The sequence below is a fragment of the Rhodococcus sp. NPDC003322 genome (assembly GCF_053589555.1).
Window position 1 is genome coordinate 294,728 of sequence record NZ_JBSFSC010000006.1, and the last position, 13,740, is coordinate 308,467.

General features: G+C 70.2%; 13 protein-coding genes. 9 read left to right on the forward strand and 4 right to left on the reverse strand.

From position 1 onward, the window contains the following. Nucleotides 1-44: 44 nt before the first annotated feature. Nucleotides 45-4,322, reverse strand: coding sequence for a molybdopterin-dependent oxidoreductase (locus ACWDUM_RS23805; RefSeq protein WP_450136033.1), 4,278 nt, complete (start codon nt 4,320-4,322; stop codon nt 45-47). 250 nt (nt 4,323-4,572) lie between these two features. On the opposite strand from ACWDUM_RS23805, the gene ACWDUM_RS23810 reads away from it, so the two are divergent. The 3 genes from ACWDUM_RS23810 to ACWDUM_RS23820 are packed head-to-tail and all read left to right on the forward strand — an operon-like array spanning nt 4,573 to nt 5,629. Next, nucleotides 4,573-4,788 carry a TOBE domain-containing protein gene (locus tag ACWDUM_RS23810; protein ID WP_450135880.1) on the forward strand — a complete coding sequence of 72 codons (216 nt, stop codon included), beginning with the start codon at nt 4,573-4,575 and terminating at the stop codon, nt 4,786-4,788. A 48-nt stretch (nt 4,789-4,836) separates the two neighbouring features. Next, nucleotides 4,837-5,259 (forward strand): winged helix-turn-helix transcriptional regulator, encoded by a 423-nt coding sequence (locus tag ACWDUM_RS23815; RefSeq protein WP_450115440.1) that lies wholly within the window; start codon nt 4,837-4,839, stop codon nt 5,257-5,259. A 34-nt stretch (nt 5,260-5,293) separates the two neighbouring features. Further along, complete coding sequence (locus ACWDUM_RS23820) at nt 5,294-5,629, forward strand: thioredoxin family protein (RefSeq protein WP_450115439.1); 336 nt, start codon at nt 5,294-5,296, stop codon at nt 5,627-5,629. Between the two features lie 3 nt (nt 5,630-5,632). On the opposite strand, the gene ACWDUM_RS23825 is transcribed toward ACWDUM_RS23820, so the two are convergent. Then, a complete protein-coding gene (locus tag ACWDUM_RS23825; protein WP_450115438.1) occupies nt 5,633-6,109 on the reverse strand; it encodes an Lrp/AsnC family transcriptional regulator in 477 nt (158 codons plus the stop codon). A 117-nt stretch (nt 6,110-6,226) separates the two neighbouring features. On the opposite strand from ACWDUM_RS23825, the gene hppD reads away from it, so the two are divergent. Continuing rightward, complete coding sequence (hppD, locus tag ACWDUM_RS23830) at nt 6,227-7,429, forward strand: 4-hydroxyphenylpyruvate dioxygenase (RefSeq protein ID WP_450135881.1); 1,203 nt, start codon at nt 6,227-6,229, stop codon at nt 7,427-7,429. Nucleotides 7,430-7,472: 43 nt separating this feature from the next. Here the strand turns inward: hppD and ACWDUM_RS23835 are convergent, their stop codons facing one another. Continuing rightward, complete coding sequence (locus ACWDUM_RS23835) at nt 7,473-7,826, reverse strand: hypothetical protein (protein ID WP_450135882.1); 354 nt, start codon at nt 7,824-7,826, stop codon at nt 7,473-7,475. 229 nt (nt 7,827-8,055) lie between these two features. On the opposite strand from ACWDUM_RS23835, the gene ACWDUM_RS23840 reads away from it, so the two are divergent. Next, nucleotides 8,056-8,430 (forward strand): hypothetical protein, encoded by a 375-nt coding sequence (locus ACWDUM_RS23840; protein WP_450115436.1) that lies wholly within the window; start codon nt 8,056-8,058, stop codon nt 8,428-8,430. A 58-nt stretch (nt 8,431-8,488) separates the two neighbouring features. Here the strand turns inward: ACWDUM_RS23840 and ACWDUM_RS23845 are convergent, their stop codons facing one another. Next, nucleotides 8,489-10,057 carry an ATP-binding protein gene (locus ACWDUM_RS23845; RefSeq protein WP_450135883.1) on the reverse strand — a complete coding sequence of 523 codons (1,569 nt, stop codon included), beginning with the start codon at nt 10,055-10,057 and terminating at the stop codon, nt 8,489-8,491. A gap of 97 nt (nt 10,058-10,154) precedes the next feature. On the opposite strand from ACWDUM_RS23845, the gene hemL reads away from it, so the two are divergent. The 4 genes from hemL to ACWDUM_RS23865 all read left to right on the forward strand — a co-directional run bounded on the left by hemL (nt 10,155) and on the right by ACWDUM_RS23865 (nt 13,720). Continuing rightward, nucleotides 10,155-11,507: a glutamate-1-semialdehyde 2,1-aminomutase gene (gene hemL / locus ACWDUM_RS23850; RefSeq protein ID WP_450135884.1), complete on the forward strand. Its 1,353-nt coding sequence runs from the start codon at nt 10,155-10,157 to the stop codon at nt 11,505-11,507. Nucleotides 11,508-11,568: 61 nt separating this feature from the next. Continuing rightward, nucleotides 11,569-12,237: a histidine phosphatase family protein gene (locus ACWDUM_RS23855; protein WP_450115433.1), complete on the forward strand. Its 669-nt coding sequence runs from the start codon at nt 11,569-11,571 to the stop codon at nt 12,235-12,237. Next, entirely contained in the window at nt 12,234-12,881 is a 648-nt protein-coding gene (locus ACWDUM_RS23860; protein ID WP_450135885.1) for a TlpA disulfide reductase family protein, read from the forward strand. The genes ACWDUM_RS23855 and ACWDUM_RS23860 overlap by 4 nt, the downstream gene beginning before the upstream one ends. After that, nucleotides 12,878-13,720, forward strand: a complete 843-nt coding sequence (locus tag ACWDUM_RS23865) for a cytochrome c biogenesis CcdA family protein (protein WP_450135886.1) — start codon at nt 12,878-12,880, stop codon at nt 13,718-13,720. Before ACWDUM_RS23860 ends, ACWDUM_RS23865 begins: the two co-directional genes overlap by 4 nt. Nucleotides 13,721-13,740 lie beyond the last annotated feature (20 nt).

Here is a 13,740-nt window from a genome sequence, read left to right on the forward strand (position 1 = left end):
TCGAGACCAGTTTGCCGCAATCCCGGTTCCATGAGAAGACGGGGTCAGTACACGTCGCGCACGTAGCGTCTCTCGGCTGCGAGTGCCTTCACGTACGCCTCGGCGCTGCGCGGCGCCAGCCTGCCGTGCTGTGCCACGACGCCGCACAGTGCCTGATCGACGTCCCTGGCCATCCGGTTCGCATCGCCGCAGACGTAGAAGTGCGCACCGCCTTGCAACCACTCCCACAGCAGCGCACCCCGCTCCCGCATCCGGTCCTGGACGTAGACCTTCTCGGACTGGTCCCGGGAGAACGCGACGTCGAGTTCGGTGAGGAATCCGTCCTTGTGGAGTTGCTCGATCTCCTCGCGGTAGTAGAAGTCGGTGGCGGCGTGCTGTTCTCCGAAGAACAACCAGTTCGGTCCGGTGTGCCCCAATGCTCGTCGTTCGTGCAGGAAGGCGCGAAAGGGTGCGATGCCGGTACCGGGACCGACCATGATCATGGGGGTGCGGGAATCCGCCGGCGGCCGGAAATGGCGTGACTTCTGTACGTAGATGCCGATGTCGTCGGTTTCCGCACGGTCGGCGAGGTAGGTCGAGCACACCCCGCGACGAGCGGTGCCGTGGACGTTGTGGCGGACCGCGGAGACCGTCAGCTGCACCTCGCCGGGGTTCTCCTTGGGGCTGGACGAGATGGAGTACAGCCGTGGGGCAAGGGGTTTGAGGACGGTGAGCCAGGCGTCCACGGAGGCACGAACGGGGGACCGACCGAGGAGGTCGAGGGATTGGCGGCCCCACAACCAGTCATCCAGAAGCGACTTGTTCTTCGGCTTCATCAGTTCGGCGAGGCCCCCGTCGCGGGTGTGTTCGTGCACGAACCGGAGCAGGTCGGCGGTGATGCGGGTGATGTCGAGCCGTTCGGTGAGGGCGGTGCGCAACGTCATCGGGCCGTGGTCCGCAAGGTCGACCGTCGCCTCGCAGTCGAGGCCGGTGACGGCGAGCCAGTCGTCGACGAAGGGTGTGCTGTTGCGCGGCCAGACCCCGAGCGCGTCGCCGGCCTCGTAGTCGAGGGTGTCGGCGGGAAGGTGGAACCCGAACTGTCGCACGTCTTTCGACGACCCCGGCAGCGAGAGCGGGACGTTGCGGGTCAGGGTGGTGAACAGTGGTTCCCTCTTGCCGTACCGCGTGCCCGCGGCGGGCGGCTCCGCAGCGGGTGCCGGAGACGAGATGACGGTGGTCGACGCCGGGGACGGATCACCGCCACCGGCACCCGCGCCGACGCGGGCGGGTGCCGACCTGAGCGCCTCGGTGACTGCGGTGAGCCAGGTGGCGGCGGCGGTGTCGTAGTCGGGTTCGCAGTCGACTCGATCGAGGATGCGGGTGGCGCCGAGTTCGGTCAGCCGGGCGTCGAGTGTGCGTCCGTGGCCGCAGAAGTCGTCGTAACTGGAGTCGCCGAACGCGAGCACGGCGTAACGGGTGTCGGCGAGCCGCGGCGCGGTGTCGCCGGACAGCGCATCCCACAGATCCGCCCCGTTGTCGGGCGCTTCGCCGTCCCCGTAGGTGCTGGTGATCACCAGCAGCTCCCGGGTGGACGCGAGATCCGCGGCGGGGAACTCGTCCATGCCGCGCAGTACGGCCGGCAGTCCCGCCCCCGCCAGCGAGGTCGCACAGGTGGCCGCGAACTCCTCGGCGTTACCGGTCTGCGACGCCCAGAGCACCACGATCGGTGCACGTTCGGGAGTGGGTTCGCCGCTCGGTTCCGGGCCGGCAGGTCCGGAGGCTATCACCGGGAACTCGCTGTGCGGCGGCGCGACGGGAACGCCCCCGCCGGGCATCGGGCTCCGGGAGTACAACCCGGCGAGGACGCCATCCACCCACGCGCGGGTGCCGGGATCGAACGGGGCGCCCGCGGGCAGCGCCGGCACTCCGGAGGCACCACTCGCGGCGTCGGTCCTCAATGCTGCGAGCAGGCCGGCGAGGTAGCGCCGCTCCACGTGTCCCAGCTCGGGCGCGGGCTCGTCGGCCACGCCCAGGATCTCCGCGAGGGTGTCGAGTCGGGGCACGCTGAACTCCTGCGTCGAGGGTTGTGCGGCGGAGCCGTCCGGCCGCTCCGCGGTCTCGGTGGCCGGAACATCGGTGGCCGGAACATCGGTGGCCGGAACATCGGTGACCGGAACATCCGTGGCGGCGACCTTGGTGAGAGTGACTGCGCAGGCCTTGAATTCGGGCTGCTGGGACACCGGATCGATCGCGTCGTTGGTGACGGCGTTGATCGCGAGGTACTCGCCGAAGGCGTCGTTCCAGTGGAACGGGGCGAAGCAGTTCCCCGGCCGCACCCGGTCGGTGACCACGGCGGGCAGGACGGCGCGGCCGCGGCGGGACGCGATCTCGATCCGATCGGCGTCCGTGACACCGAGGCGCTGCGCGTCGTCGGGGTGGATCTCGACGAACGGGCCGGAGTCGAGCTTGTTCAGCTTGGCGACCTTGCCGGTCTTGGTCATCGTGTGCCACTGGTGAGCCAGGCGACCGGTGTTGAGCAGGAACGGGTAGTCGTCGTCCGGCATCTCGGCGGGCAGCATGTGCGGGCGCGCGAAGAACACGGCCCGGCCGCTCTCGGTCGGAAACGCCAGCCGTGGGGTCGTGCCGTCCGGGCGGACGAGAAGGGTCTGGCTGACGCCGTCGTTGAGGTAGCGGATCGGGTGGCGGTCGCTGTCGACGCCGGGCGGGCACGGCCACTGGATCGGGGTCTCGCGCAGCCGCTGGTAGCCGATCCCGCGCAGGTCGTATCCGGTTCGGGGATTCCAGAACTGCGTGATCTCCTCGAACACCTCCTCCGCCGACGAGTACGTGAAGGCGTCCGCGTAGCCCATCGCGCAGGCGATCCGGGCGATGATCTGCCAGTCCGGGAGAGCCTGCCCGACCGGGTCGACGGCCTGCTGGAACAGGGTGAGGTTGCGTTCGGAGTTGATCATCACCCCGTCCGACTCGGTCCACAGAGTTGCGGGCAGCAGGACGTCGGCGTACTCGTTGGTCTCCGTCTCGAGGAACGCGTCCTGGGTGATCACCAGGTCCGCCCTCTCCAGTCCCGCCAGGACGGTCTTGCGGTTGGCCACGGTGGCAACGGGATTGGTGCAGATTATCCAGCATGCCCTGATCTCGCCGTCGGCCATCCGGGAGAACATGTCGATGGTGCCGCCGCCGACCTCGGTGCGCAGGGTGCCGCGCGGGATGCCCCATCGATCCTCGACGAACTCACGGTCGGCGTCGACAGTCACCGACCGCTGACCCGGCAGACCCGGTCCCATGTAGCCCATCTCCCGACCGCCCATGGCGTTCGGCTGTCCGGTCAGGGAGAAGGGGCCGCTGCCGGGTCTGCAGATGGCGCCGGTCGCCAGATGCAGGTTGCAGAGGGCGTTGGTGTTCCAGGTGCCGTGGGTGCTCTGGTTGAGGCCCATCGTCCACAGGCTCATCCAGTTCCCGGCCTCGCCGATCCACCTTGCCGCGGTGCGGATGTCGGCCTCGGGGATGCCCGTGACCTCGCCGACCCGGTCCGGGGTGAACTCCTCCAGGAATCCGGGCATCGCGTCCCAGCCCTCGGTGAATTCGGCGATGAACTCGGGGTCGGTGTGCCCGTTCGCCACGATCAGGTGCAGCAGTCCGTTGAGCAGGGCGAGGTCCGTGCCGGGCGCGATCTGCAGGAACAGGTCGGCCTTCTCCGCGGTCGCGCTGCGCCGGGGGTCGACGACGATCACCTTCGCGCCTGCCTTGGCCCGGTCCATCATCCGCAGGAACAGGATCGGGTGGCAGTCCGCCATGTTCGCGCCGATCACGAAGAAGGCATCGGCGTGGTCGAAGTCCTGGTACGACCCGGGCGGTCCGTCCGCGCCGAGGGACTGCTTGTAGCCGGTTCCGGCGCTGGCCATGCACAGCCGCGAGTTCGACTCGATCTGATTCGTGCCGATGAACCCCTTGGCCAGCTTGTTCGACAGGTACTGGGCTTCGAGCGACATCTGCCCCGAGACGTAGAGCGCGACGGCGTCCGGTCCGTGCTCGTCGACGATCGCCCGCAGCCCTCGCGCGGTGTCGGCGATCGCGGCATCCATGTCGGTGGCCTCGACCGGCGCGCCGCGCTCGGGGCGCCGGTACGGCGTTTCCATCCGCCCGGGGCCGGCGAGCATGTCGGCGGTGGTCGCGCCCTTGGTGCAGAGCCTGCCGAAGTTGGTGGGGTGGGTCTTGCGGCCGGACGACTTCGCGGCCCGGCGTCGGCCCGTCTCCGGGTCGGTGGTGATCTCGAGGACCAGTCCGCACCCCACCCCGCAGTAGGCGCAGAGCGTGTCGACCATGTCGGCGTCGCCGGATGCGCCCACGTGCTCCTCCTCGATTCCCGGTTGGCCTTCTCGTTGGCCGACCCAACGTCACAGAGTCTCGAACACGGATGTTTCGGGATCCTTCTTCCGCCATTGCGGATCTGTGAACCGCGCTTCACCTCAGGTGCGCTCCGCTGGTGAGGACGGGCGGTCGCCGTTCGCGACACCTCCCGGTGGGCGCTGGGTCACCGTTCGCCGAGCCCCTCCGGCCGAATCGAGGAGACCGATGCGCCTGTCTACCCGAAATCAGTTGTCCGGAACCGTCGTCGACGTCACGGTCGGTGCGGTGATGGCCACCGTCAAGGTGCGTCTCGACGGCGGTGACCAGATCGTCACGGCGTCGATCACGAGGGAGGCGGTCGAAGAACTCGGCCTCGAGCCCGGCAAACCAGCCACCGTGCTGATCAAGTCCACCGAGGTGATGCTCGCGGTGGAGGACTGACGCCGGCCGGGGTTCCGCTGCCTGAGTATCAAATGTAGACTCAGCCTCGTGACCACCCTTTCGGACACGTTGGCCCTGCTCGGTGAGCGCTGGGCGCTGCTCGTCGTGCGGGAGGTGTCGCTCGGGCTGCGACGCTTCGACGAACTGCGCGAGGCCACCGGCGCACCGCGCACCGTGCTGTCGGACCGACTCCACCGGCTCGTCGCGGCCGGGGTGCTCGGCACCCGGGAGTACCGCGTCCCCGGCAGCCGGGCGCGGCTCGAGTACACGCTCACCGCCGCCGGACTCGATCTGCTTCCCGTTCTCGCCGCCCTCACCGACTGGGGGGAGCGTCACCTCGACTCCGCCGCCGCGTCCGACGTGGCCTACCGGCACGGCGGGTGCGGAGGCCGGGTCGGTGCGCGCCTCGTGTGCGAGTGCGGCGCGGAAGTGATTCCGGGACAACGCCTCCTCGCGCAGGTCAATCGCTGACAGCTTCACCCGACGACAGGAAGAAGGACAGTTCATGACGCTCGCCACCACGACCGACGCCGGCTTCGCCGCCGACGTCCTCGGCGCCGACCTGCCGGTGCTCGTCGACTTCACCGCCCCGAACTGCGGGCCGTGCCGGATGATCGCCCCGGTGCTCGAACAGATCGCGGCCGAGCAGGACGGCCGGCTGCGCGTGGTCTCGCTCGACGTCGGCGCGAACCCCGTCACCACCAGCGAACACCAGGTGATGGGAACCCCGACGCTCGCGCTGTTCGTCGGCGGCGAGCGGGTCGTCCGGCTGCCCGGCGCACGGTCGCGCGCCGCGATCATGCGCGAAATCGAGCCGCACCTGTCGGGCGGACAGGACTGAAACTCACCCGGGCCCGTCCCGCGCGACCGACACCAACTGCACGTGCCGCAACGGGATCGGGGTCTCCAGCGCGATCGAGGTCGACGAACGCAGCACGTGCCTGCCGTCGACGATCTCGTTGATCACCCGCTGCAGGTCCCCGTGGGTGCGGGCCACCACCCGGATCAGCAGGTCCCCTGCACCGGTGGTGGTGTGAGCCTCGAGCACCTCCGGGATCGCGGACAGGTGCTCGATCACCGCTGCGTGCCCCTGGCCCTGCGTGATCTCGAGGGCCGCGAACGCGGTCACCGGGAACCCCAGCGCGGCCGCGTCCAGGGTGGGGGAGCGGTCGGCGATCACCCCGTCGCGTTCCAGATGGTCCAGGCGGGCCTGCACGGTGCCGCGGGCGACGCCGAGACGACGCGACGCCTCCAGCACGCCCACCCGCGGCTCGTCGTGCAGCAGGGTCAGCAGGGCCGCGTCGAGCCGGTCGATCGTCATGGTCGCCTCCTGGTCATCCTGTCCAGTGAAACCGCCTCACGAACCAGCATTCTGTACACGATGACCAGCGTCAACGCGGACCGTTGCGCAACCGCCGCGATCGGCCGACAGTGAGGCATGACCACCGCGCGCCTCACCAGTCACGAACGCGCCGCCCACCTGCGCGCCGGCCGGCTGCGACGGCTGGTCGGACTGGTCGACCACGACGACGCCGCCGATCCGTTCCCCGTCCTCGGCATGGACGCGGTCGAGTTCGTGTGCGGCAACGCCACCCAGTCCGCCCACTACTTCGTCTCGGTGTGGGGCATGACCCTCGTCGCCTACGCCGGGCCGGAAACCGGTCTGCGCGACCACAAGTCGTATGTGCTCGAGTCCGGGTCCGCCCGCTTCGTGCTCAGCGGCGCCGTCGACCCGGGCAGCGCGCTCGCCGACCACCACCGCAGGCACGGCGACGGCGTCACCGACCTGGCCCTCGAAGTCGTCGACGTGGACCGCTGCGTCGCGCATGCGCGACGCAGCGGCGCCGTCGTCCTCGACGAACCACACGACGTCCGTGACGAGCACGGCACCGTCCGGCTCGCCGCGCTCGCCACCTACGGCAGCACCCGGCACACACTCGTCGACCGGTCCGGCTACCGCGGGGTGTACCTGCCCGGATTCGAGCCCCGCACTTCGGGATTCGTGCGCAGGCCCGGCGCACCCGAGCACGTGTTCGCGGCCCTCGACCACGCGGTCGGGAACGTCGAGATGGGCCGGATGGATCACTGGGTGCGCTTCTACAACGAGGTCATGGGCTTCATCAACATGGCCGAGTTCGTCGGCGACGACATCGCCACCGAGTACTCGGCGCTGATGAGCAAGGTCGTCGCGAACGGCAACCACCGCGTCAAGTTCCCGCTCAACGAACCGGCGGTGGGGCGCAGGCGGTCCCAGATCGACGAGTACCTCGACTTCTACGGCGAGCCCGGCTGCCAGCACCTCGCCCTGGCCACCGACGACATCCTCGCCAGCGTGGACGCGTTGCGCGCCGAGGGCGTCGAGTTCCTCGCCACCCCCGACGCGTACTACGACGACCCCGAACTGCGGGCCCGGATCGGCCGGGTCCGGGTGCCCGTCGACCAGCTCAAGGCCCGCGGCATCCTCGTCGACCGGGACGAGGACGGATACCTGTTGCAGATCTTCACGAGGCCGCTGGGAGACCGGCCGACGGTGTTCTTCGAACTCATCGAGCGCCACGGCTCGCTCGGCTTCGGCAAGGGCAACTTCAAGGCGCTGTTCGAATCCATCGAACGCGAACAGGCGGCGCGCGGAAATCTGTGAGCCGGATCGTGGGGCATCCCGACGTGGCCGGCTGACACCGCCGTCATGGACGACACAGGCGCGTCACCGCGTCGCGGACCGCCTCCCTCCGTCGCGCGATCTCGTCGGCGCCGCACGTCACGTTGCTCTCGGTGCCGGGGGCGACGACCCAGCCGAAGACGATTCCGAAGATCAGCGTCACCAGTTCGATCGGCTCCCACCGCGCCGCCACCCGGCCCTCGGCCTGGGCCCGGCGGATCGAGTCCATGTGGATCGCCCACTCGTCGTGGCTCTGGGCCTGCTCGCGCATGCGGGCGGCCTCGCCCTGCAGTTGTCCCCAGATCATCATGCGCTGGAGCTGCGCCGTCCTGGTGCAGGCGAAAAAGGACGACCTCCCCGCCGAGGGCGCCGTGCACATGGGCTGACCGGCCGGCGACTGCTCGGTGCTCCCGGTCGCCGCGAGCCGTGCTGCACCGCGTGCGGCCCGGCTCGCGCGCCTTCGGCAAGGGGTCGTCCCGGCCCACTGTCACCGGCCCCAGGCGGCACCGGATGGGACCACACAGTCAATCGCCAGTTCACTCGCCGTGACCCGATCGGTACTGCTAGCGGTGGAAATACGGGCGCCGGTCGTGTTCTATCAGTGGACTATGAGCGCAGTCACCCGAATCGCCCGAGTCACCACCGTCGCCGCCGGTGCCGTCGCAGTGCTGGCCGGCGCCGCCGCGATCGCGACCGCCGCCCCGGCCCCGGCCGGTTCCGAGCGGTTCACCCCGCTGGCCGACGGCTCGCACACCGAGTTCCTCGTCAACCCCGTCCTCACGCAGGACGACCTGCTGAACACGAACAAGGACATCACCACGATGCCCGACGTGCGTGCCCACAGCATCGACGGCCGCACCTTCTCCTTCTACCGCGTCGTCGACGGCGTCCGGATCGGCATGGCCCGGATCAACGAATTCTGCCTGCCCACCGGCGTCTGCCACGGCATCATCGTCGACGCGCCCAGCCCGGTGGTCCTCTGACACAGCACCTTTCGAGGCCGAAGGCCCGGGGCGACGCGGTCGCCCCGGGCCTTCGTCGTCAGGCGGGGGACTCGCACCCCGGCAGAACCTCGGCCCACGTGGTGGGGACGTCACCGCCACCCTGCGGGCTGACCCGGCGCCCGACCTTCGCGAGCAGCGCCACCGGGGCGATCGGCCCCGCGAACAGGGCCTCGCCCAGCCCGAATCCGGTGGCCTGCGCGAGCATCGGTTCGGGTACGTGTGAGAAGTAGCCCGCCAGTTCCGCGATGTCCGCGGAGCCGTTCATCCGCATCAGCACCAGGTTGTCGCACTGGGACACCACGTTCGGGTGCACCTTGCCGGGTCGCTGCGTGGCGACGAACAGGTGCAATCCGAACTTGCGGCCCTCGCCGGCGATCAGGATGCCCAACTCGGCGGTCGCCGCCAGCAGCGGGTTGTCGGTCACTGCGGGCAGCACGTTGTGCGCCTCGTCGATCACCATGAGCACCGGCTCCCGCGACCGCCGCGCCGCCCACCGGCGGCCGAGCAGGGCCAGGACGATCGCGGTTCGCTCGTCCGCGGTCGCCAGGCTGCCGACGTCAACGACGACGCACCGCGACGCCCGGATGTCGTACTCGACCGCCGAGCGCTCGCCGTCGCGCCGCCACAGTTCCCAATCCACGATCCCGAGGTTCGCGATCCGCTTCGCCAGCCGATCGCCGTCGACGGAGGAACTCGCGGCGGCCGCCACCTCCGCGACCGAATAGGGGGCGGTCAGGGTCGCGGTCACCTCACGTAGTGCGTGGTAGTCGTCCAGATCCCGGACCGGGTGCATCTGCAGGAGCAACGCCTGGGTGTCGACGTCGAGGTCGCTGAAGTCGATGCACAGCGTGATCGGGGAGCCGAAACCGCGGGCCCGCGCGACGTGCACACCCGCGGCGACCGCACGGTGCCGGACCGCGGCGGGCGAATCGTCGTCGGGGTCGGCGACCTCGCCGAGGAAGACGTGATCGGAGTTCGGGTCGATCACCAGGATCGGCAGCGTCGTCGACGCGAGCAGCCTCTCGAGCAGCCCGCCGGTCGTGTACGTCTTTCCCGAACCGGACTGGCCGCACATGAACGTGTGCCTGCCGAATCCGGGGGACTGCAGGCGGGCGGCGACCTCCGGTGCCTGTGCCATTGCGCCGACGTCGAATGCCGGACCGTCCGCGGACAGCCCGGCGGCGACGGCCGCGACCTCCTCCGGGGTGGCCGGACGGATCGGGCGTTCACCGAACGGCTCCACGCGCCCGCGCAGGTTGAACCGGTCTCCGTCGAACTCGCCGAGGGTCACCGCCCGCCCGTGCACGGCCCGCACCATCGGCCGGGCTCGTGCTGCGGACACCCCGAACCCGTGCACCTGCTCCCCGAGGTCCACGTCGAGTTCGGGCCCCTCCTTCTCGACCACCTCGACCTTGCGCACCTGCACCACGACGCGTGCCCCGGTGTCGTCCTCGACCACCGCGAACCCGCCGACCCGGACACCGGTCTCCATCGGCCCCGCGAACGGAACCTCGTGCCCGTCGGCGGAGACGGCGACCTGGGCGATCGCGAATCGGTCGTACAACAGGTGTCGATGCTGCTGGAGGGACTCGAGCTCCGATGTCATGCCGCACATCCTCACTCATCGACTCGAGTCCGGCATCCGGATCGCTGTCCTACACCCTGTCGTGGACAGAATCTCGGGAACTGGGACACTGGAGGCCGTGACTGTCACCCCCGGCGCCTCCGCGCAGCCCTCTCCCGGCGGTGCCGGGCAAGTTTCCGTCCGGTCCGCGCAGCTCTTCGAGCGGGCCTCCGCGGTCATCCCCGGTGGGGTCAACTCGCCGGTCCGGGCGTTCGGCTCGGTCGGTGGCACACCACGGTTCATCGCGTCCGCCAAGGGGTGCACGCTCACCGACGTGGACGGCAACGACTACGTCGACCTGATCTGCTCGTGGGGTCCGATGATCCTCGGGCACGCACACCCCGCCGTCGTGGAGGCCGTGCAGAAGGCGGCCACGACCGGATTGTCCTTCGGCGCCCCGACCGAGGGCGAGATCGAACTCGCCGAGGTGATCGTCGACCGGATCGCGCCGGTCGAGCAGGTTCGGCTCGTCAACTCCGGCACCGAGGCGACGATGAGCGCGGTCCGGCTGGCGCGCGGATTCACCGGCCGCAGCAAGATCGTCAAGTTCGCCGGCTGCTACCACGGGCACGTGGACGCCCTGCTCGCCGAGGCCGGTTCCGGCCTGGCCACCTTCGGGCTGCCGACCTCGCCCGGCGTGACGGGCGCGCAGTCGTCGGACACCATCGTGCTGCCGTACAACGACCTCGACGCGGTCGCACAGGCGTTCGCCGCGAACCCCGGCGAGATCGCCTGCGTGATCACCGAGGCCGCCGCAGGCAACATGGGCACCGTCGCGCCGCTCCCCGGATTCAACGAGGGACTGCGCCGGCTGTGCACCGAGCAGGGCGCACTGCTGATCATGGACGAGGTGATGACCGGATTCCGGGCCAGCCGCACGGGCTGGTACGGCATCGACGGGGTCGCCGGAGACCTGATGACGTTCGGCAAGGTGATGAGCGGCGGGCTGCCCGCCGCCGCGTTCGGTGGTCGCGCGGACGTCATGGCACACCTGGCGCCGGCCGGACCGGTGTACCAGGCGGGCACGCTGTCCGGGAACCCGGTCGCCGTCGCCGCCGGCCTCGCCAGCCTGAAAGCCGCAGATCAGGGCGTGTACGACGCGCTGGACCGCAACGCCGCGACGCTCGGGACGCTGATCGGTGACGCACTCCACGCGGCAGGGGTGCGGCACCAGGTGCAATTTGCAGGCACCATGGTGAACGTGTTCTTCGCCGACCAGCCCGTCACCAACTACGCGGAGGCGAAGGCCAGCGAGACCTGGCGGTACCCCGCCTTCTTCCACACGCTGCTCTCCCGTGGCGTGTGCGCACCCCCGAGTGCGTACGAGACGTGGTTCGTCTCGGCCGCCCTCGACGACGGCGCGTTCGACCGGATCGCGGACGCACTGCCCGCCGCCGCCGCGGCGGCCGCAGCCGCGACGCCCGCCGGCTGAACCCGACCGTCCGACACACCACTCCACCCGTCAACCACCGAAGCTCCCGGAGCAGCCCACCGTGACCAGTCCGCAGCAGACGCCGTCCGCAGACCCCGCCGAGTCCCGCACGATCGTGCACGTGCTGCGGCACGGCGAGGTGCACAACCCGAAGGGCATCCTCTACGGGCGGCTCCCCGGATACCGGCTCTCGGTGGCCGGGCAGGCCCAGGCCCGCACGGTCGCGTCGGTCCTGTCGGGGCACGACATCACCCATGTCGTTGCGTCGCCGCTGCAGCGGGCGCAGGAGACCGCGACCCCGATCGCGGACGCCCACGGACTGACCCTGGCGACCGACGACAACCTGATCGAGGCGGCGAACGACTTCGAGGGCCTGAAGGTCTCGGTCGGGGACGGTGCGCTGCGCCGGCCGCGGCACTGGTGGAAGCTGCGCGACCCGTTCACCCCGTCGTGGGGCGAGCCGTACCTGCAGATCGCGCACCGGATGCTCGCCGCCGTCAACGCCGCCCGGATCTCCGCGGTCGGTCACGAGGCGGTGTGCGTGAGCCACCAGCTTCCGGTGTGGACGCTGCGCCGGTTCCTGCAGGGTGAGCGGCTCTGGCACGACCCGCGCCACCGGCAGTGCGGTCTGGCGTCGCTGACGTCGCTGGTCTACGAGGGCGACACCCTCGTCGACATCGTCTACTCCGAGCCCGCCGGCGCCTCCGATCCGACGGTGACCGGGGCATGAGTGCGGCTACACCACCCGTGCGCGCTCTTGGTGGCAGGGGCTACCAAGAACGCGCACGGGCGCTGGTTGCCGTGCTGCTGAGCCTGCTGCTCGGCGGCGTGGCCAGCGCCTGCGCCACCGGTGACGACGCGGTCGCGCAGGGTGGCACCTTCGACTTCGTCTCGCCCGGCGGCAAGACGTCGATCTTCTACGACCCGCCCGCCGACCGCGGCACCATCGGCAATCTCACCGGCGAGGACCTGATGGAGGAGGGGAAGACCCTCTCGCTGTCCGACTTCGCGGGCCAGGTCGTCGTCGTGAACCTGTGGGGCCAGTGGTGCGGGCCGTGCCGCGGCGAGGTCGACGACCTCGAGAAGGTGTACGAGAACACCCGCGACCAGGGTGTGGCGTTCCTCGGCATCAACGTCAAGGACCCGCAGCGCGACAAGGCGCAGGACTTCGTCACCAACAACAAGGTGGCCTTCCCGTCGATCTGGGATCCGTCGATGCGCAGCCTGACGGCGCTCGGCGGCAGCTACCCGACCAGCGTCATCCCGTCCACACTCGTGCTCGACCGTCAGCACCGGGTGGCGGCGGTGTTTCTGACTGCGTTGCTCGTCGACGACCTGCAACCCGTGGTCGAGAGGATCGCGGCCGAACAGTGAGTACTGCAATCCTCGCGCAGGGCGTGAGCGTGAGCGCCCAGGGAATCGGCGCGACCTTCCAGGACACCGCCGCCACCGGCCCGCTGCTGCTGGCGTTCGCCGTCTGCATCCTGGCGGGGCTGGTGTCGTTCGCATCACCGTGCGTGGTGCCGCTCGTGCCCGGCTACCTGTCGTACCTGGCCGGCGTCGTCGGCGCGGACGCGCCGGCGGTGACGGTCGAGCAGGCGAGCGTGCGCACCGAGACCCGCACCGCGCGGCTGCGGGTCGCGGGCGCGGCGGCCCTGTTCGTCGCGGGATTCACCGTGGTGTTCGTGCTGGCCACGATGACGGTGTTCGGCGCGATGTCCGCGCTGTCCGTGAACCGGGAGATGTTCCAGCGGATCGGTGGCGTCGTGACCATCGCGATGGGCCTCGTGTTCATCGGCCTGATCCCGGCGCTGCAGCGCGACGTGCGGTTCGAGCCGCGCCGGATCTCCGGCCTGATCGGGGCCCCGCTGCTCGGCGGCGTGTTCGCGCTCGGCTGGACGCCGTGCCTCGGCCCGACGCTGACCGGGGTGCTCACAGTCGCCGCAGGCACCGAGGGCTCGACCGCGGCCCGCGGGCTGGTGCTGATGGTCGCCTACTGCATCGGGCTGGGCCTGCCGTTCGTGCTGCTGGCCTTCGGATCGGCGAGCGCGCTGCGCGGCGTCGGCTGGCTGCGCCGCAACGCGCGGGCGATCCAGGTGTTCGGCGGCATCATGCTCGTCGCGGTCGGTGTCGCGCTGGTCACCGGCGCCTGGGATGTGTTCGTCGGATGGATCAGGGATGCGTTCGTGTCGGAAGTGACGCTGCCGATTTAACGCTTCTCTCGAAAGCGGGA